This is a genomic window from Microbacterium sp. TNHR37B, from assembly GCF_001620065.1.
Taxonomy (GTDB): domain Bacteria; phylum Actinomycetota; class Actinomycetes; order Actinomycetales; family Microbacteriaceae; genus Microbacterium.
Genome location: NZ_LQGV01000001.1, coordinates 118,759 through 141,954, shown reverse-complemented (window position 1 = coordinate 141,954; position 23,196 = coordinate 118,759). Strand labels below are relative to the sequence as shown.

Below are 23,196 nucleotides of genomic sequence, written 5' to 3'. Positions count from 1 at the left end.
TCGCGAGACCGCGGCTCTCGCGACCCCATTTATCTACACTGTAGACTTACTGAGGGATGGACGCGAATCGACCCCGTGCGGGCCAGCCTCCCGCAGCGGAGCAGCGAAGAACTCGCGCTCGTGGACGGCGGACGCGCGGAAGGCCTCCGCCATTCGACGACGGCGTTCCTCGTCGGCGCGCGCGGCGGCGCGCGTCACCCATCTCAGGGCGGTGTCCGTCGCTTCGGCGAAGGCCGGATCGGCGTACGTCTCCAGCCACGAGGCGTACGGGTGCGCGGCATGCGAGTGCCGTTCCAGCCGAACCCCGACGTCCTGGTACAGCCAGAAGCACGGAAGGAGCGCGGCGATCAGGACGTCATACCCCTCGCGGGCCGACGCGTGGAGATGGTCGAGATAGGCCGTGGTCGACGGAGCGGGATCGACGTTGCCGCCCGGGACCCCGGAAAGCCACTCGTCGTGCAACTGCAGCTCGCCGTCCAGCGCGCCCGATGCGCTCCGGGCCCAGAACGCCTGCTCGTCACGCGACGGCGCCCGCCGGCTCGCCTCCGCCAGCAGCCGCGCGTAGTCGCGGAGGTAGAGGGCGTCCTGCGCGAGATACCAGAGGAACGCTGCGCGAGGAAGCGTGCCCTCCCCGAGGCCGCGCACGAACGGGAGGCGGTCGATGTCGGCGCGGATGTCGGCGATCGAGCGCCACCACTCCTCGCGCACCTCGTCGAGGGTCGGACGAGTGCGGAGGCCTCCGCGCTCCCACAGCCCCGCGAAGTGATGGACCGGACCGTTCCCCGACCCCACGTGCAGCGCGTCGGCGCCGCGAACGCTCTCCAGGAGCCACCGCTTGGACTCCGCGACCGCCGTGTTCCAGTCCCCATCGCGAGCGACGCGGGCCGCGATCGCGGAGGAGAGCGAGCATCCCGTGCCGTGCGTGCTGGTCGTGACGATGCGCCCGGCGGAGTACTCGGCCACGTCTGGGGGCTGGATCCTCGCGTCCACGAGCGCATCGACGGCGTCGGGCCCGTCGAGGTGGCCGCCCTTCGCCAGCACCCGCACCCCGAGCGTGCGCGACAACTGCTCGGCCTGGGCCCGCACCTCGGGCCATGTCCGCGCCGGCGATTCCCGCAGGAGGAGGGCGAGCTCCGGCACGTTGGGGGTGACGAGGTCGACGCGTTCGCACAGCGCGCGGAGGGCGTCTTCAGCGTCCCTCTCCAGAAGGCGGTCGCCGCTCGTGGCCACCATGACGGGGTCGAGCACCACGATCGGCGGACGGACCCGGTCGAGCCAGGACGAGACGGCACCGATGACCTCCGCGCCCCCGAGCATCCCGATCTTGACCGCGTCGATCTCGACGTCGTCGGACACCGCGTCCAGCTGCTCGACGAGGAAGGACACCGGCGGGGTGTGCACCGAACGCACACCGCGCGTGTTCTGCGCGACCAGCGCCGTCACGACCGCCATCCCATAGCCGCCGGCCGCGGCGATGCTCTTGAGGTCGGCCTGGATGCCCGCCCCGCCCGAGGGGTCGGTTCCCGCGATGCTGAGCACACGCGGGATGTGTGTGCGCGCCCGGCTCATGCCGCCTCCTCCCACGCCCGCCGGAGCTCTCGCGCGGCCGGTCCGGGATCCGGGGCCCCGCAGATGGCCGAGACGACGGCGACCCCGGCGGCGCCGGCGGCGCGCAGACCCGCGACATCGACGGCGGTGACGCCACCGATCACGACCGCCGGCAGCGTGCACTCCGCCAGCACGGTCCGCGCGCCGGCGAGCCCCAGCGCGGGCGGCGCGTCGGGTTTGGTCCGCGTGGCATGGAGCGCTCCGACGCCCACGTAGTCGATCCGCGCATCGTCGCGCGCAGCCCGGACGACCTGCCCGGGCGTGCCGGCGGTCAGACCCAGCACGGCGTCGTCGCCGATGAGTGTGCGCACGAGCCGGGGAGGCAGGTCGGACTGCCCCACATGGACGCCCGCGACGGCGGCGCCGGCCGCACGGGCGGCGAGGTAGACGTCCACGCGGTCGTTGACGATGACGGGAACGCCGTCGGGGACGACCTCGGCGATCCGGCAGACCGTCTCCAGGAAAGCGCGGCCGGACAGAGTCTTCTCCCGCACCTGCACCGAGGTCACGCCGTTCGCCACGGCCGCGGCCACGAGGTCCGCCAGATCGTGCCCCGCGCGGGTCGCGATACCGGAGTCGGTCACGAGCGACAACGAGAGATCGATCATGCGACCACACCCCGAGCGAGAATCGCGTCGGCGGTGAGACCGGCGAGCGCGTCGAGGAAGGCGACCGCGAAGGACCCGGGACCGGCGGCGCCTTCGGCCGCCACGTCGGCGGCCACCCCGTAGACGACGGAGGCTGCCGTCGCGGCGACGAACGCGTCGGACTCGACCGCGGCGAACGCTGCCATCACCGCACCGAGGGCACAGCCGCCCCCGGTCATCCGCGTGAGCAGAGCGTGACCGTTGCGGACGCGGGCGGACCGTCCGTCGGCGATGATCAGATCGACGGGCCCAGAAACGGCGACCGCGCCGCCGGTGCGAGCGGCGAGGGCGACCGCGAAGGAAGCGGCGGCCTCGACGTCGTCGGTGGCGTCGACACCGCGCCCTCCGGCCCCGCCGCCGGCGAGCGCAATGATCTCCGAGGCGTTGCCGCGAACGATCGCGGGTGACTGCGACGCAAGGTCATGAGCGAGCGGGGTGCGCACGGGCAGGGAGCCGACCGCGACGGGGTCGAGCACCCAGGGAGTTCCGGCTCCCTTCGCGGCGGCGACGGCCTCACGCGTCGCCTGGCGCTGCTCGGTGGTGGGGGTACCGAGATTGACGAGGAGACCCGATGCCGCCGCCGCGAACGGGCCCGCCTCCCCTGGGATGTCGACCATTGCGGGGGCGCCGCCGAGGGCGAGGACGGCATTGGCGGTCATCCCAATGACCACGCTGTTGGTGATGCAGTGGACGAGCGGCGAGCGGGAGCGCACCTCCTCCCAGGCCGCACAAGTGGAGTCGATCAGAGGCGGTGGCGTGCGCGTCATGGCGCGACATCCCTTCGCTAGTACGAACTAGATCAGGTTCGACGGGTGTGATCTCAGCCCTGGCGGGCACCCCGTGTCACGTGTTGGGCTCCACGTTACCCGGGTGCGCCGGTGGTCGTGACCGCCACCCTCCGGGGTATCGATAGCCTCGGGATACCGCGCACCGCCGCGAGCCGTCTCACCGGCGACGACGTCACCCGTGTTCCGCGCGCGAAAAGCAGGCCCGAACCGCCGCTGGAGGCCGGGAAGGCGGTGCGGCGGCGATCCGGCCTGCTTTTGGCCCGCCGAGAAGGACCGAGAAGGCCCGAGAAGGACCGAGAAGGACGACGAAAGACCACACATGCCCCGAATCCACCTCACCGGCCGCCTCCTCTGCCGTGACGACGTCGAAGCCGCCACTGTCGAGCGTCATCTCCCCGACCACGTCGCCCGCACCCGGGCAGAGCCCGGATGCTTGCGCTTCGAGGTGAACCCGACGGCCGACCCGAGGGTGTGGAGCGTCGAGGAACTCTTCGCCGACGAGGCCGCCTTCGCCGAACATCAGCGAAACGCCGCCGCGAGCACGTGGGGCACGGCCACCGCCGGCATCGAACGCCGCTACGAGATCACTCGGGTTCCGGACGGTGCCACCGCCGCGGTGCGCGTCACCCCGTTCCTGCCGGAGGACCGCGATGTCGTCATCGCCCTCTCAGTCCGACCCGAGCAGGACGGTTTCGTCGCGACGAACGAAGCGTCCCTGGACGAGGCTGCGGAGCACTCCTTCTGCACTCCGCTCGTCGTGCGCGCCGGCGAGGAGATCGTGGGCTTCGCGATGTGCGCCCTCGACCCGGACGACGGCAACTACTGGATCTACCGCCTGATGATCGATCAGCGCTTCCAAGGCCGCGGGTACGCGCGGGCAGCCCTGGACCAGATTCTCTCGCGCATGTCGTCGCTCGAGGGCTGCGACCGGATCCTGCTCGGCGTCCGCCCCGACAACGAGCGCGCCATCGCGCTGTACATCGGGGCCGGGTTCGTCGCGACCGGCGAGGAGATCGACGGCGAGCGGGTCTTCCAGCGGAGCTGAACCGCCGAGCCTTCGCTCAGGAGACGAGCGGACCGCCGTGCTTCCAGTACCCGAGGAAGGCGACCCGCTCCTTGTCGATCCGCATCGCCGCGGTCAGGTGCCGTCGCATGCGCGCGGTGGCGCCGGTCTCCCCCGCGATCCAGACGTACGCGTCGGGATCGGCGGCCACCTCCTCGGCACCGTCCCACCCCGCGATCGCGCTTTCCAGGGCTTCGCCGCCGGTGCCCCGACGCCGCACGACCTCCACTCGGTCGCCGTCGCTCACCGGCACGAGCGTGTCGTCCGCCGGATCGCCCAGCTCGAGGAAGATCTCGAACCGCACGTTCTCGGCGCGCTGTCGGACGATGTTGTTGATGGCCGGCAGTGCGGACTCGTCGCCGATCAGCACCACACGGGAGGGCGGTCTCGGCGGCGTGTAGTGGATGCCGTAGCCGGTGAAGCCGACGCGGGCGTCGGGGCCCGTCAGCACGAGCTCGTCGCCGACCGTGCACGAGAGCGCCCACGCCGATGCCGGACCGGCCGGCTGGTGAACGTACACGTCCACGTCGATCTCGGCGCGCTCGGGGCGGATCGCCGACGGCGTATACGTGCGCAGCACGTTGCGCCGTTCCACGGGCAGCTGCTTCCACCGGGTGTACCACTCCTGGGGATGCGGCGTCGGCTCGTCGAGCAGCCCGAACTCGGGCCGCGTGCCATCGGGCATGGGGAGGACGAGCTTGATCCGCTGATCGAGTCCCCACGCGGCGAAGTGGACGAGGGATGGACCGGCGAGAGTGATCCTGACGAAGCCGGGGCTGAGGCGCTGGACGGCGGCGACCCGCACCGGGAAGGCGCTGTACTCCCAGTGGCGGCCGGCCTCTGCGACCGAGCTCACCGCTCCTCTCCTTCAGAGGTCGGGACAGGCCCTTCGACCGCCGGGACGGGAACGCCCCGGGGAACGACGAGCGGACCCCCTGTGACGGGGTCGGCGATCACGACATTGGGGAGCCCGTAGATCTCCTCCACCCGCTCACTCGTGACCACCTCGGTGGGAGACCCCGCCGCGACGATCCGCCCCTGCCGCATCGCGATGATGTGGTCGGCGTAGCGCGCGGCGTGGTTGAGATCGTGGAGGACGGCCACGATCGTGCGACCCTGACGATTGAGGTGCGCGAACAGTTCCATCAGCTCCACCTGATGCGCGATGTCGAGGAAGGTCGTCGGCTCGTCGAGGAGCAGCAGATCCGTCTCCTGCGCCAGCACCATCGCCACCCACACGCGCTGACGCTGGCCTCCTGACAGCTCCTCCACCCGGCGGGGGGCGAGCTCGGTCGTGCCGGTGGCGGCGAGCGCGTCGTGCACCGCCTGCTCGTCGCGTTCCGACCACTGACGCAGGAAGCCCTGGTGCGGATACCGGCCGCGGCCGACGAGGTCGGCGACGGTGATGCCGTCGGGGGCGAGCGCGGTCTGCGGAAGGAGCCCGAGACGCCGGGCGACGTCTTTGGCCGGTCGTTCGGTGATCTCCTTCCCGTCCAGGATCACGGCACCGGAGCGTGGAGCGAGCAGTCGCGACAGTCCGCGCAGCAGAGTTGACTTGCCGCACGCGTTGGGGCCGATGATGACGGTGAAGGAGCCATCGGGGATCTCGGCGGTCAGCTCCTCGATGATGGCCGCGCCGTCGTACCCCAGGCGGACGGCTTCGGCACGGAGCCGAGCGGAGACGGATGGGGGGCGTGAGAGCTCTTCAGGCACGGCGGCGGATCTCCTGGACGAGGACGAGGACGAGGTACAGCCCCCCGACGGAGACGGTGACGACGCCGACGGGGAGGGTGACGGGAAGGACGTGCTGGGCGACGACGTCCGACGCCAGCAGCAGGAGCGCACCGACGAGGGCCGAGACTCCGAGGGAGAGGTGGGGCGTGCGGGCGATCCGGCGCGCCACCTGCGGGGCGGCGAAGGCGATGAAGGCCACGGGACCCATCACGGCGGTCGCGAGGGCGACCAGCCCGACCCCCACGAGCAGCGCGACCGTGCGCACCCCCTGGGGCGTCGCCCCGGTCGCGGTGGCCACGTCGTCGCCCAGGTCGAGTTGACGCAGGCGTGGGGTGAGGGCAACGAGCAGGAGCAGCAGTGGCGCGGCGCAGGCGATCGCGCCGACGACCTGGGGGGCCGCGACACCGTTGAGGCTCCCCGCGCCCCACGCCGACGCGAACATCGCGGTCTCCAGCTCCACCTCCAGGAGCATCCACGTGTTGAGCGACGACAGGAGGGCCGCGACGCCGATGCCGACGACGATGAGCCGGAACCCCTGCACACCGCCTCGTCGGGCGAGCGCCCAGATGAGCAGCGCGGTGAGGATCCCTCCCCCGGTGGCTCCCGCCATGAGGACGGGCCAGCTCGTGGAGACGAACACCATCGTCAGCAGCATCCCCGTGAAGGCGCCGTTGGACAAGCCGAGGATGTCGGGGCTGGCGAGGGGGTTGCGAGTCACCGTCTGGAAGAGCGCCCCCGCGACGGCGAGGAAGGCGCCGAAGGCGATCGCCGCCGTCGTGCGCGGCAGCCGCCACTCCGTGACGACGGTGCGGTCGAGGGCCTCACCGCCTCCGAAGAGCGCGCGGACGACGGCCTCCGGTGTGAGGGGGTAGGACCCGAGACCGAGCGAGAGCACGCCGAGCACGGCGACGACGACGGCGAGCACCACGCCGACGAGGAGACTGCGCACGCGCCAGTCGAGTCGCACCGGACCCAGGCGCACCCGGAGACGGCGATACCCCGGGTCGATCGCGGGTGGGACGGGACGGGGCGGCGCGGACGTCACAGCGTGCTCGCCTTCCGTCGGCGCGCCAGAGCGATCAGGACGGGCGCGCCGACGAACGCCGTCACGATTCCGACGGGGATCTCGGCGGGGGCGATCAGGATCCGCCCGAGGACATCCGAGGCCAGCACCACGACCGGCGCCGACAGCATCGACACCGCGAGGATCAGGCGCTGATCGACCCCGAACAGCCAGCGCGCGACGTGGGGCACCATCAGGCCGACGAAGGAGATCGGGCCCGCCACGGCGGTGGCCGTCCCCGCGAGCACGGTGACGGCGAGGATCACGCCGACGCGGATCGCGCCGACTCTCGCACCCTGAACACGAGCCACGTCGTCGCCGAGAGCGAGGGCGTTCAGCCCCGGGGCAAGGAGCATCGCGAGGACGAGTCCCGCGATGACGAAGGGGACGACGGCCCCCACGACGTCGAGGTCGCGGCCGAGCAGCGACCCCGCATTCCACGAGCGCATCCGATCGAAGGCGTCGGGGTTGCTGAGCGTCATTCCCGTCGTGAGCCCCGCAAGGACGGCGCCGAGGGCGACACCCGCCAATGTCAAGCGCAGAGGATCGGCCGCACCCCGGCCCGCCGACCCGATCACGGAGACGGCGAGAGTGACCAGCAGGGCGCCGGCGAAGGCCAACCAGACGAACGCCGAGATGTCCCGGAGTCCGAAGAACGCGACGCCGACCGCGACCGCGAACGCGGCTCCGGCATTGACCCCGAGGATCCCCGGGTCGGCGAGCGGATTGCGTGTGTAGGCCTGGATGAGTGCTCCCGCGGCTCCGAGCGCCGCGCCCACGAGCACCCCCGCCACCGTGCGCGGCACGCGCAGCTCGGCGACGACGTATCGAGCCTCCGCCGACCCTCCGCCCCGCAGCACGTCGAGGACGGTTCCGAGGGCGAGGGGGTTCGACCCGACGGTGAGCGACAGCGCCACGGCGACGATGAGGAGCACGCCGAGGACGGCGAAGCCGAGGGTCACCCGGCCTCGCCGTCCTGTCGTCACGCTCGCGCCGGTGCGCGATCGCCCGAGTCGGGCCGTCGTCACTGCTGCGCGTCGAGGAAGCGTTCGATGTCGTCCAGCACGAGCGCGCCGCCCTTCGGCCCCACGCCCGACACCCAGTAGCTCGTGTCCACCAGCGTCACCGAGGGGAACACCGCCGCGTTCTCGGTGATGGCGGACGGAATCGTCGAGGAGTCGTCCACGTCGGTGGTCGTGATGAACACGTAGTCGGCGCGGGCGTCGAGGATGTTCTCCGGCGAGAGGTCGGCCTGCAGCCCGTCCTCCCAGTCCTGATCCGGAATGCTCAGACCCACGCACTCGAGGGCTCCTCCCGCGAAGGAGACGGGTCCGTAGAGGCTGAGCGTCGTCTCGTCCCGGGGCCGGATCATGTTGGCGGTCTTGCCGGCGACGTCGAAGCGGTCCTTGATCTCGGCGCAACGGTCGTTGAAGCCGTCGACGAGTTGCTGGGCGCGCTCCTTCTGCCCGAGCGCCTCCCCGATCAGCAGCACGTTCTGCTGCCACGGGTCTGCCTGCGTCTGCATGTAGACCGTCGGCGCGATCGCCGCGAGCTGGTCGTACAGCTTCGAATGCCGGGATTCCGTGCCGAGAATGAGGTCGGGCTTCAGCGCGGCGATCGCTTCCAGATCCGGCTCGGGAACCGTGCCGACCGGCTCCACGCCGTCGACACCGAGGTAGCTCGGGACGCCCGCCACGTTGCTGGCGACCGCTGCCCCCACCGGAGTCACCCCGAGCGCGACGGCCGTGTCCAGTTCCACCGGCTCGAGCACGACGACCCGCCGCGGCTCGTCGGGCACCGTCGCCGTGCCGCGCGCGTGCTCGACCGTGCGGGTCGCCGCGGGCGCGCTGGCCGCCGGCTCGGCGCCCGGCGCGGCGCACCCGGCCAGCAGGAGGACGGAGAGCGCCGCGGTAGACGCCCAGGCGAGCGCTCGACGGGACAGGGAAGATCGCATGCGAAGAAGACCTCTCTGGGGGGGTGAAGAGACCGGCGCATCTCGGGAGACGGCGCGACGGTCAGGTAAGGCCACCCTAACCTAAATCGGCCCAGACCGCCGAGGCGAACACCTTGAGCCTCACACTGTGTCAGGGTCGACAGTGAGGACATCATGTACACCATCGGAGAGTTCGCCGCGCTGGGGCGCGTCAGCGTGCGCATGCTGCGTCACTACGACAGCATCGGCCTGCTCGCCCCCGCGCGCGTCGACCCGCGAAGCGGCTACCGCCTCTACGCGATCGCGCAGCTGCCCGTCCTGCTGCGCATCGCGGAGCTGCGTGACCTGGGGGTGGGCCTGGACGCGATCGCGACGGTCGTCGACGCCGACGAGCAGGACCGCGTCCTGCATGCGGTCCTCGACGCACGCCGGCGCGAGCTGACATCGTCCGTCGCCGCCGCCCAGCAGGACCTCGCGCGCATCGAGCGGCGCCTCCGTCGTCTGGAAGGAATCACCATGTCTGATGTCGTCTACACGCACGTCCCCGCCGTCACCGTGTACGCGGTGCACGGGGTCGCGCCGGGCGGTGGGCCGGAGAATGTGTCACCCGTCATCGGTCCGCTCATCGAGGGTCTCGACCGGGCGCTGGAGGCCGCGGGGCGCCGACTCATCGAACCCGGGATCTTCTGGTACGACGCCACATCCGGCAACGACCTGACCGTCCACGTCTCCTACACCGCGGAGCCCGAGCCGGTGCCCGGCGACGGGTATGACGTGGTGGAACTCCCCGCGATCCCCATCGCCGCCACCCTGCGCCACCACGGAGACATGACCGGTATCGGCGAGTCGTGGTCGACCCTCATGGAGACCCTCGTCACCGACGGCTACCGCGTCGTGGGCGCGTGCCGCGAGGTGTACCTGCATGCCGACGGCCACGAGCCGGGACCGGACTGGCTGACCGAGCTGCAGGTGCCCGTCGAGCGCGCCTGAGGCCGCGCCGCAGCGGGGAATCACCCGCGAGAACGACACGGTCGATACCTGCGAGCGATGTGGAGGGCCGCTCCCGATTCCTAGCGTCGAGGGGTGGAGGTCGTCAACGCATTCATCACCGCCGCCGCGGCATCGCCGTGGCTCCTGCTCGTGCTGTTCGCCGCCGCGGTGATCGACGGGTTCTTCCCGCCGGTCCCCAGCGAGACGGTGCTGGTCGCCGCGGCGGCGGTGGCCGTCTCGACGGGTTCGTTCCCGCAGCTCGTGCTGCTGTGCCTCGTGGCCGCGGCGGGAGCGATGATCGGTGACAACATCGCATACACCCTGGGCCGCGCGATGGGGACGACGCGGTTCCGGTGGATGCGGAGGCCGAAGGTGGCGGCGGTGTTCGCTCGCGCGCGGCAGACCCTGGATGAACGCGGCGCCGTCCTCATCCTGGGCGCGCGGTACATCCCGGTCGGCCGCGTCGCGGTCAACATGTCGGCGGGCGCCGTGCGATATCCGCGACGCCGGTTCGTTCCGCTGAGCGGCGTCGCCGCCATCGGGTGGGCGGCATCCAGCGCCGCGATCGGCGTGCTGGCCGCCTCGTGGCTGGGTGACCAACCAGTGCTGAGCGCGGCGCTGGCGATCGTCGCCGCCCTCACGGTCGGGCTAGCCGTCGATCGGACGGTCGTCCTCCGCCGCCGGCGACGAGCGGCTGCCGCCGGCAACGAGAGGGGCACGGGAGACCCCGCCGCCAGCGCCGCGGACGTCGCCGCCGTCGACGCACCCCTCGCGGTCGCGGCCGCGCGCGCAGCGCCCGCGACCGCGCACGGCTCGTCGCCCGGTGGGACACACTAGGAGACATGCCGGCGATGACTCCTCGAAAGCGCCGCGCCGATCGCCGAACGGTGTGGCTGAGCCTTCTCGCCCTCGCCGCCGTCGCCCTGTTCAGCGTGCTGGTGCCGCTGCAGGCGGTCTTCTCCGGCACGGTGCTTCCCGCGGCGATGATCCTCGGCGCAGCGCTCTGCGCCGCTCCCCTCGTGGCGGTCAGCCGGCCCCGTACCGCGGTCGTGGCGTTCTGCGTCGCCGCCTTCGCATTGCCGTGGTCGGCCTCTCCCGATCGAGATCCGTCCTGGCCATGGCCGTGGTCGGTGGCGGCCACGCTCGCCTTCGTCCTGATGCTGCTGGTACTCACGATCCGCCACGACTGGCGCTGGGGCGTGCTCACGTGGAGCGTCAGCAACGCGGGCGCCCTCGTGCTGGTCTGGATCTTCCCCGATGCCGTCAGCGTGGGAGCCGCCACCGCTAATCTCATCGTCACGGCGTCGGTGACGGCGGCGGCGCTCCTGGTGGGGGTGTTGATCGCGGCGCGTATCCGTGTCGGCGCCGAACTCGTCCGCTCCCGCGAACTCACCGCGCAGGAGCAGGCCCGCCGCGAACTCGTGGAGGAGCGCAGCCGGGTCGCACGCGAACTCCACGACGTCGTCGCCCACAGCCTGTCGGTCATCCAGGTGCAGGCGTCGACGGCGCGCTACCGTCTTCCGGAACTGCCGGAGCCGGTCGCCTCGGAGTTCGACGACATCGCCGCCACCGCGCGCACCTCCCTCGCGGAGATGCGGCATCTGCTGGGCGTCTTGCGAACCGAGGAGGACACCGCGGCGCTCTCGCCCGTCCCTCGCCTGTCGGACATCCCCGCCCTCGTCGACGGCGTCCGCCGCACGGGGGTGCGCGTGAGTCTGACGATGGAGGGGGTCTCGGAGATGGTTCCCTCCGGCGTCGAGGTGACCGGCTTCCGGATCGTTCAGGAGGCGCTGAGCAACGCCGTGCGCCACGCCCCCGGATCCGCGATCGAGGTGTCGCTCCGCCGGGGCGATGACGCGCTGGCCGTGCGCGTCCACGACTCCGGCTCGACGGAGCCCCGCCGCGACTCCCCTTCGCCCGCCGTCCACGCCGCCGACCCGCGTCGCACCGCAGGTCACGGATTGCGCGGCATGCACGAGCGGGTGGCCCTTCTCGACGGCACGCTCAGCGCCGCCGCCGATCCTGCCGGAGGATGGACGGTGGCCGCCGTCCTCCCCCTGGCGCGCGCCGCAGAGGAGATGTGATGACGATCACGGTGCTGATCGCCGACGACCAGGCGATGGTCCGCGCCGGGTTCGCGGCGCTCTTGGACGCCCACGAAGGGATCCGCGTCGTGGGGCAGGCCTCCGACGGGTCCGAGGCCGTCGCTCTGTCGGCCCGACTCGACCCCGATGTGATCCTGATGGACGTGCGGATGCCCGAGATGGACGGCATCGCCGCGACACGCCACATCCTCGGGCCCGGATATCCCGCCGCACACGTGCCGCGCATCCTGATGCTCACGACGTTCGACATCGACGACTACGTGTACGACGCGCTCCAAGCCGGGGCCAGCGGGTTCCTCCTCAAGGACGCCCTGCCCGAGGAGCTCGTCCAGGCCGTCCGCGTGATCGCCGCGGGCGAGGCACTCCTCTCGCCGCGGGTGACGCGTCGGATGATCGCCCAGTTCGCCGCCCAGAAGCCCCGCGTCACCCGGGCTACCCAGGCCCTGTCGACCCTCACCGAACGAGAGCGAGAGGTCCTCGTCCTCCTCGGCAAGGGCATGTCCAACAGCGAGATCGCCCGCACGCTCTTCATCGCCGAGCAGACCGTCAAGACCCACGTCGGCAAGGTGCTGGGCAAGATCGGAGCGCGGGACCGCGTGCAGGCCGTGATCTTCGCGTACGACAGCGGACTGGCCGAGCCTGCCGCGGGGTGATCTCCCTCCCCGGTAGGGGGCGGCGCAAGACCTCGGGGTGATGCCCCGGGTGCGACCGTTTCCATAACCTCCTCGGGAGCCACCCGAGGAGGACTCCATGACCGTCGCCCATCCCATCGCCTGCACCGTCGTGGTCGCGACTCCGCGGCGACCGGCTCCCGCATCCGCCCCGGCGGGTCGCGATCGCGGGATCGACCTCGTGCGCGCCGGCTGCGTCGTCGTGGTCGTGCTGCTGCATGCGCTGATGGCCGGCGTCGTCCTGGAGGACACCGGGCCGGTCTTTCTCAACGCCGCCGATGGCGCCGCGTGGTTCGCGCCGCTGACCTGGGTGGTTCAGATCATGCCGGTGTTCTTCGTCATCGGCGGGTTCGCCGGGTCCCTCGGTCTCGGCGCACTCCGCGCTCGCGGCGGCGACGGCACCGGGTTCGTGGCGGGGCGGGTGCAACGCCTCTTGCTCCCGGCGGCGCTGGTCGTCGCGGTGGTCGGCGCCGCGCTGGCCGCCCTGTCTGTCGCGGGTGTCGATCCCGAGATCGTCGCGGTCGCGGGGTTCCGCTTCGCCCAGCCGCTCTGGTTCCTCGGGGCGTTTCTGCTGTGTCAGGCGCTCCTGCCCGCGCTGCACCGTGCGCATCGTTCGGCGCCGGTGGCGACTCTCGGCGCGCTGGCCGCGAGCGCTGTGCTCGTGGACGTGGCGCGCGCAACCCTCGGGATCGACGCGATCGGCTTCCTCAACCTCGCGTTCGTCTGGCTGACCCTGCAGCAGATCGGCTTCTTCCTCGCCGACGGCCGCATCGACGCGCTCCCCCAGCGCGTGCGCTGGGGGAGCGCGGTGGGCGCGGCGGGAGTGCTCGCGGCGCTCGTCTCGACGAACGTCTACTCCCCCGACCTGTTCGAGAACCTCAATCCGCCCACCGCCGCTCTCCTCCTCCTCGGTGTCGCGCAGACGGCCGTGCTGTCGCTCGCACGCGGTGCGCTCGGGCGGGTGAGCGCCCGCCGCCGCGTCGCCGCGTTCAGCGACTTCGTCAACGCCCGCTCCATGACGATCTATCTGTGGCACATGCCCGTCGTCCTGAGCCTCGCGGGCGGGCTCGCGCTGGCCGGAATGCACTTCGGCATGGTGCTTCCCTCTCCCTCGACTCCGCAGTGGTGGCTGACGCGTCCCCTCTGGTGGGCCGGAGTGGTGGTCGGCACCGCCCTGATCGCCGTCGCGGTCTCGGCGGTCGAACGCCGACGGCTGCCGCGCGTGACCTCATCGCCGCAGCGGGCGGCACGGGCCGCACTCTCGGGGATCGTCGCCGTCGTCCTCCTCCTCGCGGGCGGCACCACCGTCATGACCGCGCTCATCGGGACCGGTCTCCTCCTCCTGGCCCTCAGCCAGGCTCGTCGGCCGCGACGATCGCGGGCACTGGCCTGGGTAGAGTGAACGCTCATGCGACGGAAAACCTCCTGGGCTGCTGCCGCATCCCTTCCCCTCGTCCTGCTGGTCTCCGCCTGCACCGCGTCACCCGGTGTCGATCCCGGCAGCGTGACGGGAGTCCCCGAGCCGTGGCGCACCACCACCGCTGAGGGCTGGCCCTCCTCCGCCGGGCACCAGAGCGGCACACCGGTGATGTCGCGCGGGAAGTGCCTGCTGGCCGACAGTCCGCCGGAGATCCTCGATGAGACGGGGACGTTCACGGACTCGGGGTGGGGGCCGTTCGGCGACGACGCGTCGGGATACCGCTACATCTGCAGTCTGTGGAAACCTGACGCCTACGCCGGCGAGCTCCAGCTGATCCAGGCCGCGTCGGCCGAGGCCGTAGCGACCACCGTGGAGCAGTTCCGTACCCAGAAGAGCTCTCGCGTGCAGGAGAACACCGTGACCGAGGTCACGTCCGGAAAGCTCGACCTATGGGTGCTCACCCGGTGGTACCCGACCAACCCGCAGGGCAGGTACCAGGCGCTGTACCACGACGAGGACAGCGACACCATCGTCACTCTGGAGATCAACTCCCTCGACGAGAAGCAGTTCGCGACTCTCACTCCGCAAGACGTCGCGGATGCGCTCGTCGGAATGATGGCCCAGGCGTCCTGACGGGAGCGCCAGGTCGGGGCGCGGGTCAGGGTCGGTCCGCGCGGGTCAGGGTCGGTCCGCGCGGGTCAGGGTCGGTCCGCGTCGATGACTGCGCGCATCCGCCACACCGGCGGTCGCCTCGATGCCGGTTCGTGCGAGACGACACCGAACCCGTGACGCTCGTACAACCGCACATTGCGGGGATCGGACGTCTCCAGCGTCACGGGTCCGCCTCCCCGCACGGCGACGAGGGAGTCGGCGAAGCTCAGCAGCGCTGAGGCGAGGCCGGCGCCCTGTCGCGACCTTCGGACCCCGAGGGTCTCCAGGCGCCACGCCTGCGCATCGACCTCGGAGGCGTGAGAGAGCCGGTCGATGCGGTCGCCGTGGAGTTCGACCACCCGCCGCACCGCCTCGGGCGCGGGATCCGGCGCTCCGGGAGCCACGAGCGCGATCACTCCGTCGACCTCGCCGTCCTTGCCTGCGGCGATGCCGACGAGCCCGTGGTCGTTGGCGTACTCCAGATACAGCAGCTGGAGTGCGCGCAGGCGATCGTCATATGCCTCTTCGGGAATGATGTAACGCGTCCACGCGTAGTCCCGGAACGCGTCGGCCAGGACATCGGCTGCGAGAGGGAGGTCGGTCGGGTCGGTCAGGCGGATCTCCACCCGACCAGGCTATCGAGCGCGCTCGCGGAGCCACGCGCGCAGGCGGCCGCGCGCGTTGGCATACGGCGAGGACGTGTTGAAGGAGATCATCCGCCCCATCGTCCACGTGCGATACCACGGCGCCCCGTAGAGCTCCTCGTCGCTTCGACTCTCAAAAGGTCTTCTCGATCGCGGCGAGGAGTTGTTCGCGTGTCTGTGGAACGGCCACGTCTGCCTCGGATCTGCGCGCAGCGAGCGGGGGCGTGCGCGCGGGACTGCTCTTCGCTTCACCCTATGTCGCGAGCGACTCGCGCGTCGGCGGCGTGCGCCGTGAAATCGGTCTATGCGGCCAGGGGTCCCGGCCACGGCGAGCGAGCCCGCGACGCAGGCCGAGAAGCGCTGCCTATCGATGTGCGAGCAGCTCGAGGGCGATGACCACGGTGGCGAGGGCGACTTCGCCGACGAGAATCGCGATCCGCTGGCCTCGCGGCAGCGCCAGCTTTCGCACCGCGAGAACCCCGACGGCAGCCAGAGTCGCGATCGTCAACACCATCGCGGCCACCAGGCCGGCGGCTGCCGAGTAGAGGCCGAGCGCGGCCAGCGCCAAGCTGATCAGTGGCGGCAGTGAGACCGTCGCGGCGCCGAGCGTGCTCGTGACGATCCGGCGATGCTCGGCGGAGTGCGGCAGGCCCTCGTGGACGACCATATGGCTGAGCACATCGGCGACGTAGACGGCGACGACCGTGGCGATCACCGTCACAGCGAGGGTGCCCAGGGCCACACTGGCCGAGGGATGGTCGTCATGGGCCCGGAGTGCGATGACGACGGCCAGCGTCGTGAAAGAGACGTAGATGCGCTCTTTGAGGACGGACGCGCGGTGCGCCCGAGACTCGCTCTCCCCCGCGTCGGCGGCGCTCATCGCGACGCGACACCCGCGGGTGCCAGCCGCAGGAGGCGGAGGGCCGCCGCCTGACTCGCGGCGAACAGAGCCACCTCGACCGCGACAGCGAGGACCACGAGGATCGTGAACCCTGTCGCGGCGGCAACCGACACCGAGGCGACGGCGACCGCGGCGACCACGTTCGCCACCATCACGATGCGCAACGCCATCCGCAGCGGGAGCCGCCGGAGCAGCCCGACGACGAGCCCGGCCCAGACGATCACGGCGGCTCCGACGCCGGCGATCACCGGGACGGGAAGCGCCACGCCCGAGCCCACCCACGGCGCTGCCACCAGCACGGCCGCTCCCAGCACGACGCAGTACACGGCATCCCAGCGGAGGCTCCGCCGCCCGATCCGTTCTCCGTCGGCGTATCTCGTCATGGTTCTCCGTCCGGTCTGGGCGTCACCCGCGGCCGCCCGCTCCGCCAGCCTAGCGATCAGGTCGCCCCGTCACCGGCTCGCCGTCGTCATCGAGGGCCGGGCGTCCCCACGTGCGTCTCGCCCTGACGCAGCTCCCTCCGCAGGATCTTTCCGGACGCGGACTTCGGGATGGCGTCCACGAACTCGACCCGCCGGATCTTCTTGTAGGGCGCCACGCGTTCGTCGACGAACGCCGTCACGTCGGCCTCGCTCAACCCCGCACCCCCGGCCCTGACGACGAAGGCCTTCGGCACCTCCTGCCGCTCGTCGTCGAGGACGCCGATCACGGCTGCATCGGCGATGTCGGGATGGGAGAGCAGGAGTGCTTCCAGCTCAGCCGGCGCGATCTGGTACCCCTTGTACTTGATGAGCTCCTTCACCCTGTCCACGATCGTGAACCACCCACCCTCGTGGTAGGTCGCCACGTCGCCGGTGTGAAGGAAGCCCTCGCCGTCGAGGGTCTCTGCCGTCGCATCGGGACGGTTCAGATACCCGAGCATCACATTCGGACCCTTGACCCAGAGCTCGCCGGGCGGTGTCTGACCGGCCTCTCCGATCTCTGTGATCTCCTCGCCGGTCTCCACGTCGACGAGCTTGCACTGCTGGTTGGGGAGCATCACTCCGACAGAACTGACGGGGATGTCGTGCCGCTGGTGAGGCATGGCGTGTGAGACGGGACTGAGCTCGCTCATCCCGTATCCCTGCAGCATCCGCGCTCCGAGCCGGCGCCCCACCGTCTCGGCCGTATCTCCGTCCAGCGGCGCCGCACCGGAGAACAGCGTGTGCACGGATGACATGTCGTGATCGTCGACGGACGGATGCTTGGCCAGTGCCACCGCGATCGGCGGCGCGATGAAGATGAACGTGCACCGATGGCGTTCGATGTTGGCGAGAAAGTCGGACAACACGAAGCGCGGCATCGTGACGAGAGCCGCACGACGACGCAGCGCGAGATTGAGCAGCATGGTCATGCCGTAGATGTGGAAGAAGGGCAGGACAGCGAGCACGCGGTCTTCTGCTGTGAGGCTCACGATCGGACGGCACTGCTCGACGTTGGCGACGAGATTGCGATGCGTGAGCATCACCCCCTTCGGTGTCCCCGTCGTTCCGGACGAGTACGGCAGCACGGCGATGTGAGAGGCCGGATCGATCTGCACCGAGGGCGCGGGGTGGCTCTCGGCGAGGAGACCAGCCAGATCGGGGTGCCCCGGTGCGCCATCGAGCACGATCAGACGTTCATTCGGGATTCCGACCGCCCGCGTGGCCACCGCGGCGTTGTCCAGGAGCTGCGAGACCGTGATGAGCCACGTGGCGTCGGCGTCGCGCAGCTGCTTCTCGATGTCAGCCGCTGTCGAGAGGGAGTTCACGGTGGTCACCGTCGCGCCGGCGCGGAGAGCGCCGTGGAAGGCGACCGCGAAGGCCGGCACGTTGGGGCAGAGGAGAGCGATCGTCGCGCCGGGACCGACACCACGCCGAGCGAGCGCCCCCGCGAAGAGCTCGATACGAGTCTTGAGTTGCGCGTAGGTTGTCTCCGCACCGTCGGCCGGATCGATGAACGCCGTGCGCGCCGCGTCGTGGGGCGACAGCGAGCCGAAGAGGTAGGTGAAGACGGTCGTGTCGGGGATCTCGATGTCCGGAAAAGGGCTGGTGTACACAGGAGACTCCTGAAGGGTCGATGGGGGCGAACGGGTACATGCCGCCGGGACGACCGGCGACCGGGATCAGCGGATGACGCGCTCCACAGGCCTCCCCTCGATCGCTATGGGGGCCCACGGGGCGGCACCGCCGCGCACGAACCGCGACCAGATCGATTGCATCTCGTCATGGATGCGAAGATCATCGTCTGTCGGACCATCGGGCGCGATGAATGCCCACGCGGCTCGATCGCGGTTGCCGAAGAGGAAGGGCCCCTCCGCGCTGTGCGACGCGCCCAGGCCAAGCCGGTCGAGCACCTCGGTGCGGTGATCGAACCGCGCCATCCACGACGGAGCGACCCGTGCGTGCCCGGCGAGTGCCCGACGAAGCGGCGCCGCGAAGTACGCCTCCGTGGCCACCCGCATCCGGCTCGGATCGTCCGGCCAGCCCGGTTCTCGCCGCCGCAGGTCCTCGGCGGTCACGGCCAGGAGCGCCTGGAGTGCCGCCGCATCGGTGCGGACGACGGGGTCATCGCGAAACGCGGTCCCCTCGTCGCTGTTCCACATTCCGAGCACGGGAACGGCTTCCCCGAGCCCTGCCGCGAGCGTGTCCACGGGTGAGCCGTGGAGGAAACGGCCGTCGATGACGGGCGAACACGCGAGCGTCCCCGGGCGCTGGCGGGCGACCTCGAGAGTCAACTGGTGCTGCGCCTCCAGCAATGCCTCGACGGACGCCGACGACGGATCCTGCCCCAGGATCTCGGTGAACCGGCGTGCGTCGGCGGCTGACGCCTCTTCCGTCTGGACGGTCGCCAAGGGCGCGCTCTGCAGGATCGCCCCCCGCACTCGCCCGCGCGCCACGGGAGAAGCGAGCAACGCTCCGACGATGCCCGCGCCCGCCGAGGCTCCGTCGATGGTGATGCGCTCGGGGTCTCCTCCGAACTCCTCGATGTGACGCCGCACCCAGTCCAGTGCCGTCAGCACGTCGAGCAGACCGGCGTTGGCCACTGCTCCCGGCGCCTCCGCGCGCATGTCGAGAAAGCCCCACACCCCCAGGCGGTACTGGACGGCCACGATCACCGCTCCGAGTGCCAGGGCGAGCTCACCGGCATCGAGTTCGGGCTGGGCCGCCGTGCCGCCGATGTACCCGCCGCCGTGGATCCACACGAGGACCGGGAGCCTCTCGGCGTCTGCGGGCGCCCAGACGTTGAGTGTCAGACAGTCGTCACCGAACGTGAAATCGGGGTGCGGCATCTGCCACGCCGCCGGCCCGAATCCGCCGCCCGCGATGCGCTCGATACCTTCCACGGCGACCGGGGCCGCGAAGCGCCGAGCGCCGTCGACCGGCTCGGCGAAGCGGAGACCGAGCGTCGCGCGGACGGCGTCAGACTCGCGCACGCGCCACCCCTTCCGAGACCGATGCCGAGAGGGGCAGATCGGGGACGATGCACGCCTGGTACGCGTGGTAGAGGTCTGGCTTACCCGCCCAGATCGTGCTCGCGGGTCGGTTCCCGAGGTCCAGTTCGTGCCGCCAGGAGCCGCGCTCACGATCCACGAGATACTCGTCGATGTAACGCCACCAGACACGGCGATCGTCGTGGTACCGCGGATCCCCCGTGAGCTTGAGGAGGACCTCCGCCGCCGCAACGGCTTCGGCGGCGACCCAGAACAACCGCTGTGAAGCGACGGGTCTGCCCTCCCAGTCGACGGTGTAGACGAAACCGGGCTCGCCGTCCCGCGCCCATCCGTCGCGTGCAGCGCGATCGTAGAGCGAGAGAGCGGCCTCACGAAGCCAGGCCGCATCCTTCGCCGAGCCCTCCACCGATGCGCCCGCGAGCAACCGTGCCCATTCGAAACCGTGCCCCGGCGTCGATCCGAACGGGGTGAACGGATCGGACGGGCGGTCGATGCCGTAGTCGAGCACGGGACCCCAGGCCAGATCGAAGTGCTCGGGAAGACGCCAATCGGTGACCTCCGCCCACGCCACGACCCGCCGGCAGATCCCCAGCGCGCGCTGTCGAGCGAGTGGGGAGACCTCGTCGGGAACGGCCAGGTAGGCCTCGACGAGGTGCATGTTCGCGTTGAGACCCCGATAGTCCGACGTGGAGGACCAGTCGCGTGTCATCGCGTCACGCGACATCCCTGCCTCTTCGTCCCAGAACCGCTCGTCGATCACCTCCAGCGACTCCCTGAGCAACTCTCCGGTGATGTCCAGTCCTGCGCGCAGGGCCGTCGTCGACGCCAAGAGCACCGCCGCGTGCGTGTAGGCGGTCTTGTGGGTCCTTCGCGATGGGGAGGACTCGAACCACCCACCGTCGCGCTCATCTCGAAGGGGCCCGCGGAGGCCGCGCAGCGCGACCTCTGCTCGCCATCGCGCATCGGGCGCTCCGGCGAGATGAGCGAGTCCGTAGACGTGCGCCGTTCGCGCGGTGATCCACGTCCATACCGGCTCGTCCTGCAGGGGCCGACCGTCGTCGTCGAGCCAGTATGCGCCACCCTGTGGAGGAAACGGCGGTTGCGGGAAGGCAAGCAGACGCCGCGCCTCGCGCGATCTCCCCGACGCGCTCAGAATCGAGATGGCTGCCTCCGGGATCATCGCCGCACTCCCATTGGCGAGCGCGCGAAGACGGTCTTCTCGGTCGCTTCGAGCTCGAGGAGGCGATTCCATTTCGCCGTGCGTTCCGAACGGTGCGTGGACCCGACCTTGATCTGGCCGGCCGACCAGCCGACTGCGAGATCGGCGAGCCAGGACTGCTCCGTGTCTCCCGAGCGCGCCGAGACGATCGTGTCCCACCCGGCCGCGCGCGCCCGGGTGAGAGCCGCGAACGCGCCGCTGACCGTGCCGCTCTGGTTCACCTTGATGAGCACCGCGTTGGCCGCCCTGTCGAGGATTCCTCGCTCGACGCGGCGTGGATCGGTGACGAAGAGATCGTCGCCCACCAATCGCACGCGGTCGCCGAGCGTGGCTGTGGCGAGACTCCACCCCTCCCAGTCGTCCTCTCCGAGGAGGTCCTCGACGGACAGGATCGGGAACGCATCGGCCCACTCCGCCACCTCCGCGACGAGGGCGGCGGAATCGAGCCGACGGCCTTCGCCGGCGAGCTCGTAGAGGCCGTCGCGGACGAGCTGGGTGGCTGCGAGATCGAGAGCAATGGACGCGTCACGCCCCGGTTCGAGTCCGGCACGTTCGATGGCATCCGCGACGAGTTGCAGCGCGGCGCGATTGCCCGGGAGAGGGAGGCCGAGGCCACCCTCATCGGCGACGAGCACGGCCGTCTCGTAGCCGTGCTCCTGCGCGAGGACCGCGGCCTCCGCTCGCACTCGGGACGCCCACTCCAGAGCGGTCGCGAAATCGGGCGCTCCGTTCGGGATGACCAACACGTCCTGGATGTCGATGAGCCGGCCGGCGTGCGCACCGCCGGAGACCACGTTGACCATCGGCATCGGGAGAAGCAGCGCTCCCTCGGGTTGCAGGAGCCGGGCCAGAGACCCGCGTCGCCGGGCCACCGCACGCCACGTCGCGAGAGACACCGCCAGGACGGCGTTGGCGCCGAGATCACCGAGGTCGGCACGGGGATCGAGCGTGACCAACAGGGCATCGATGTCGGCGGGCTCATCCGCGTCGGCACCGACGACCCGCGGTGCAATGCGGTCGATGACGTGATTCACCGCCTGCCGCACGCCGGCGCCCCGATAGCGATGGCCGCCGTCTCGCAGCTCCCGCGCCTCGTGTGACCCCGCGGAGGCCCCCGACGGTGCCAGCGCGGTGGCTCGTGAGCCATCGTCGAGGGTCACGGCCACCGCGACGGTGGGCTTGCCCCGCGAGTCGAGTGCCTCCCATGCCGCGACGGCGGCGATCGTGGTCATCGTCGGTCCCTTCGATCGGTCGCGTTCCAGAGCATCTCGAACTCCGGGTCGGGGGCTCCCAGCGCCTCGCGGGCGGTCGATGCGACCAGAGCCGCCTCGGACGCGCCGAGATAGGCAGCGGGCGACTTCCCGTGCACGCGGGCAGCCATGATCGCCGCCGCGTGACGCACGATGTCACCGGCCGTCACGCGCTGCGGGTTCGCCTCCTCGTATCCCTCGCGGAACGCGTGCGCCACGGCGCGGAGCACGTGGCTCGAGTCGGGCAGGTGGAAGGACTTCACGGCCAGATGAGCGACCAGGAACGCCACGTCGAACACGGCCGCACCGAAATGCGCGACCTCCGCATCGATCACCCACATTCCGGGATCTCCGACAAGAACATTCTTCGGAGACAGATCACCGTGCACGACGCATTCACGGGTGTGCGCCAACTGGTCGATGAGCGGCGCGAGGACATCGGCGGAGACCACGCCGCGCCGGATCAGCTCGCGATGGAACGGATCGAGCCGAAGCTGATCGAACGCCGTCTCCCGATCGAACGCCGATCGGAGCCGGTCATCTTTCCACGTCGCGGCGTGCCAGGAACCGACGATACGTCCGAGGGCGCGACCCCGATCCACGTCAGCCGGGCCGGGCCGGGCCAAGAGCACGGCTCGCCAGTCGCGCCACCCGCGCGGAGCGCGCTCCATGACGATCACGTGACGGTCGGGGACGGACGCGAGGACGTCGGGGACGTGATTCGGCGTGATCGAGTGGAAGAGGTGCAGGGCAGCGACCTCGGTCTGCGATCGCGAGGGATCGGCCTCCCAGACCGTGGCGACGTCGAGATGGGCGAGTGCCTGTTTGACCACCACGGCGCGGGCGCCGTCGATGGCGACGACGACGCTCGATACCCCGCCGGTCAGCAGCCGTGCACGGGCCGCGTCGACATCGATCCCCAGGGCGGAGACGATGCCCCGTGCGCTCTCCGGGTCCAGGCGCGATGGCTGCCCGAAGACCGACGTGGACATGCAGCTCCTCACCGTGGACAACGTTGTCTCACTTGAGCGACCATT

At 70.9% G+C, this 23,196-nt stretch carries 24 protein-coding genes and 1 riboswitch; of the genes, 7 read left to right on the top strand and 17 right to left on the bottom strand.

Annotated features, from left to right (window positions below; all coding sequences use genetic code 11):
* Positions 1 to 33 precede the first annotated feature (33 nt).
* The 3 genes from AVP41_RS00685 to thiM form a co-directional block, all read right to left on the bottom strand.
* Complete coding sequence (locus tag AVP41_RS00685) at positions 34 to 1,569, bottom strand: bifunctional hydroxymethylpyrimidine kinase/phosphomethylpyrimidine kinase (protein ID WP_067159329.1); 1,536 nt, start codon at positions 1,567 to 1,569, stop codon at positions 34 to 36.
* The gene (thiE, locus tag AVP41_RS00680) at positions 1,566 to 2,216 is read right to left on the bottom strand and encodes a thiamine phosphate synthase (RefSeq protein WP_067159326.1); all 651 of its coding nucleotides are present in this window, start codon (positions 2,214 to 2,216) and stop codon (positions 1,566 to 1,568) included. Before thiE ends, AVP41_RS00685 begins: the two co-directional genes overlap by 4 nt.
* On the bottom strand, positions 2,213 to 3,022 hold the full coding sequence (gene thiM, locus AVP41_RS00675; protein WP_067159323.1) for a hydroxyethylthiazole kinase: 810 nt from the start codon (positions 3,020 to 3,022) through the stop codon (positions 2,213 to 2,215). Before thiM ends, thiE begins: the two co-directional genes overlap by 4 nt.
* A riboswitch (TPP riboswitch) is annotated at positions 3,015 to 3,106 on the bottom strand. It overlaps the preceding gene by 8 nt.
* 256 nt (positions 3,107 to 3,362) lie before the next feature.
* Between thiM and AVP41_RS16770 the strand changes: the two genes are divergently transcribed.
* Positions 3,363 to 4,088 carry a GNAT family N-acetyltransferase gene (locus tag AVP41_RS16770; protein WP_197464233.1) on the top strand — a complete coding sequence of 242 codons (726 nt, stop codon included), beginning with the start codon at positions 3,363 to 3,365 and terminating at the stop codon, positions 4,086 to 4,088.
* Between the two features lie 16 nt (positions 4,089 to 4,104).
* On the opposite strand, the gene AVP41_RS00660 is transcribed toward AVP41_RS16770, so the two are convergent.
* The 5 genes from AVP41_RS00660 to AVP41_RS00640 form a co-directional block, all read right to left on the bottom strand.
* Positions 4,105 to 4,962, bottom strand: coding sequence for a siderophore-interacting protein (locus AVP41_RS00660; protein WP_067159320.1), 858 nt, complete (start codon positions 4,960 to 4,962; stop codon positions 4,105 to 4,107).
* Entirely contained in the window at positions 4,959 to 5,819 is an 861-nt protein-coding gene (locus AVP41_RS00655) for an ABC transporter ATP-binding protein (RefSeq protein ID WP_067159317.1), read from the bottom strand. The genes AVP41_RS00660 and AVP41_RS00655 overlap by 4 nt, the downstream gene beginning before the upstream one ends.
* Complete coding sequence (locus AVP41_RS00650; protein ID WP_231902635.1) at positions 5,812 to 6,885, bottom strand: FecCD family ABC transporter permease; 1,074 nt, start codon at positions 6,883 to 6,885, stop codon at positions 5,812 to 5,814. Before AVP41_RS00650 ends, AVP41_RS00655 begins: the two co-directional genes overlap by 8 nt.
* A complete protein-coding gene (locus AVP41_RS00645) occupies positions 6,882 to 7,865 on the bottom strand; it encodes an iron chelate uptake ABC transporter family permease subunit (RefSeq protein ID WP_082828952.1) in 984 nt (327 codons plus the stop codon). Before AVP41_RS00645 ends, AVP41_RS00650 begins: the two co-directional genes overlap by 4 nt.
* Before the next feature lie 62 nt (positions 7,866 to 7,927).
* Complete coding sequence (locus AVP41_RS00640; protein WP_067159309.1) at positions 7,928 to 8,857, bottom strand: ABC transporter substrate-binding protein; 930 nt, start codon at positions 8,855 to 8,857, stop codon at positions 7,928 to 7,930.
* A gap of 153 nt (positions 8,858 to 9,010) precedes the next feature.
* On the opposite strand from AVP41_RS00640, the gene AVP41_RS00635 reads away from it, so the two are divergent.
* From AVP41_RS00635 to AVP41_RS00610, 6 genes are all read left to right on the top strand, one after another.
* Entirely contained in the window at positions 9,011 to 9,826 is an 816-nt protein-coding gene (locus AVP41_RS00635; protein WP_067159306.1) for a MerR family transcriptional regulator, read from the top strand.
* A 93-nt stretch (positions 9,827 to 9,919) separates the two neighbouring features.
* Entirely contained in the window at positions 9,920 to 10,663 is a 744-nt protein-coding gene (locus tag AVP41_RS00630) for a DedA family protein (protein ID WP_067159303.1), read from the top strand.
* Positions 10,664 to 10,677: 14 nt separating this feature from the next.
* The gene (locus AVP41_RS00625; RefSeq protein WP_197464231.1) at positions 10,678 to 11,910 is read left to right on the top strand and encodes a sensor histidine kinase; all 1,233 of its coding nucleotides are present in this window, start codon (positions 10,678 to 10,680) and stop codon (positions 11,908 to 11,910) included.
* Positions 11,910 to 12,584 carry a response regulator gene (locus AVP41_RS00620; RefSeq protein WP_067159297.1) on the top strand — a complete coding sequence of 225 codons (675 nt, stop codon included), beginning with the start codon at positions 11,910 to 11,912 and terminating at the stop codon, positions 12,582 to 12,584. Before AVP41_RS00625 ends, AVP41_RS00620 begins: the two co-directional genes overlap by 1 nt.
* A gap of 97 nt (positions 12,585 to 12,681) precedes the next feature.
* Positions 12,682 to 14,004 carry an acyltransferase family protein gene (locus AVP41_RS00615; protein WP_082828951.1) on the top strand — a complete coding sequence of 441 codons (1,323 nt, stop codon included), beginning with the start codon at positions 12,682 to 12,684 and terminating at the stop codon, positions 14,002 to 14,004.
* 6 nt (positions 14,005 to 14,010) lie between these two features.
* Positions 14,011 to 14,655: a hypothetical protein gene (locus tag AVP41_RS00610; RefSeq protein WP_067159294.1), complete on the top strand. Its 645-nt coding sequence runs from the start codon at positions 14,011 to 14,013 to the stop codon at positions 14,653 to 14,655.
* A 65-nt stretch (positions 14,656 to 14,720) separates the two neighbouring features.
* On the opposite strand, the gene AVP41_RS00605 is transcribed toward AVP41_RS00610, so the two are convergent.
* From AVP41_RS00605 to AVP41_RS00570, 9 genes are all read right to left on the bottom strand, one after another.
* A complete protein-coding gene (locus AVP41_RS00605) occupies positions 14,721 to 15,299 on the bottom strand; it encodes a GNAT family N-acetyltransferase (RefSeq protein ID WP_067159291.1) in 579 nt (192 codons plus the stop codon).
* A gap of 9 nt (positions 15,300 to 15,308) precedes the next feature.
* The gene (locus tag AVP41_RS17035) at positions 15,309 to 15,569 is read right to left on the bottom strand and encodes a ClbS/DfsB family four-helix bundle protein (RefSeq protein WP_331709366.1); all 261 of its coding nucleotides are present in this window, start codon (positions 15,567 to 15,569) and stop codon (positions 15,309 to 15,311) included.
* Between the two features lie 112 nt (positions 15,570 to 15,681).
* Positions 15,682 to 16,197: a hypothetical protein gene (locus AVP41_RS00600; RefSeq protein WP_067159288.1), complete on the bottom strand. Its 516-nt coding sequence runs from the start codon at positions 16,195 to 16,197 to the stop codon at positions 15,682 to 15,684.
* Complete coding sequence (locus AVP41_RS00595; RefSeq protein ID WP_067159285.1) at positions 16,194 to 16,601, bottom strand: hypothetical protein; 408 nt, start codon at positions 16,599 to 16,601, stop codon at positions 16,194 to 16,196. The genes AVP41_RS00600 and AVP41_RS00595 overlap by 4 nt, the downstream gene beginning before the upstream one ends.
* 86 nt (positions 16,602 to 16,687) lie before the next feature.
* Entirely contained in the window at positions 16,688 to 18,295 is a 1,608-nt protein-coding gene (locus tag AVP41_RS00590) for an AMP-binding protein (protein WP_067159282.1), read from the bottom strand.
* A gap of 66 nt (positions 18,296 to 18,361) precedes the next feature.
* A complete protein-coding gene (locus tag AVP41_RS00585) occupies positions 18,362 to 19,672 on the bottom strand; it encodes a carboxylesterase family protein (RefSeq protein ID WP_067159279.1) in 1,311 nt (436 codons plus the stop codon).
* Complete coding sequence (locus AVP41_RS00580; RefSeq protein ID WP_067159276.1) at positions 19,659 to 20,870, bottom strand: AGE family epimerase/isomerase; 1,212 nt, start codon at positions 20,868 to 20,870, stop codon at positions 19,659 to 19,661. The genes AVP41_RS00585 and AVP41_RS00580 overlap by 14 nt, the downstream gene beginning before the upstream one ends.
* Complete coding sequence (gene eno, locus AVP41_RS00575) at positions 20,867 to 22,141, bottom strand: phosphopyruvate hydratase (RefSeq protein ID WP_067159274.1); 1,275 nt, start codon at positions 22,139 to 22,141, stop codon at positions 20,867 to 20,869. Before eno ends, AVP41_RS00580 begins: the two co-directional genes overlap by 4 nt.
* On the bottom strand, positions 22,138 to 23,151 hold the full coding sequence (locus AVP41_RS00570; protein WP_067159271.1) for a phosphotransferase family protein: 1,014 nt from the start codon (positions 23,149 to 23,151) through the stop codon (positions 22,138 to 22,140). Before AVP41_RS00570 ends, eno begins: the two co-directional genes overlap by 4 nt.
* Between the last annotated feature and the right edge of the window lie 45 nt (positions 23,152 to 23,196).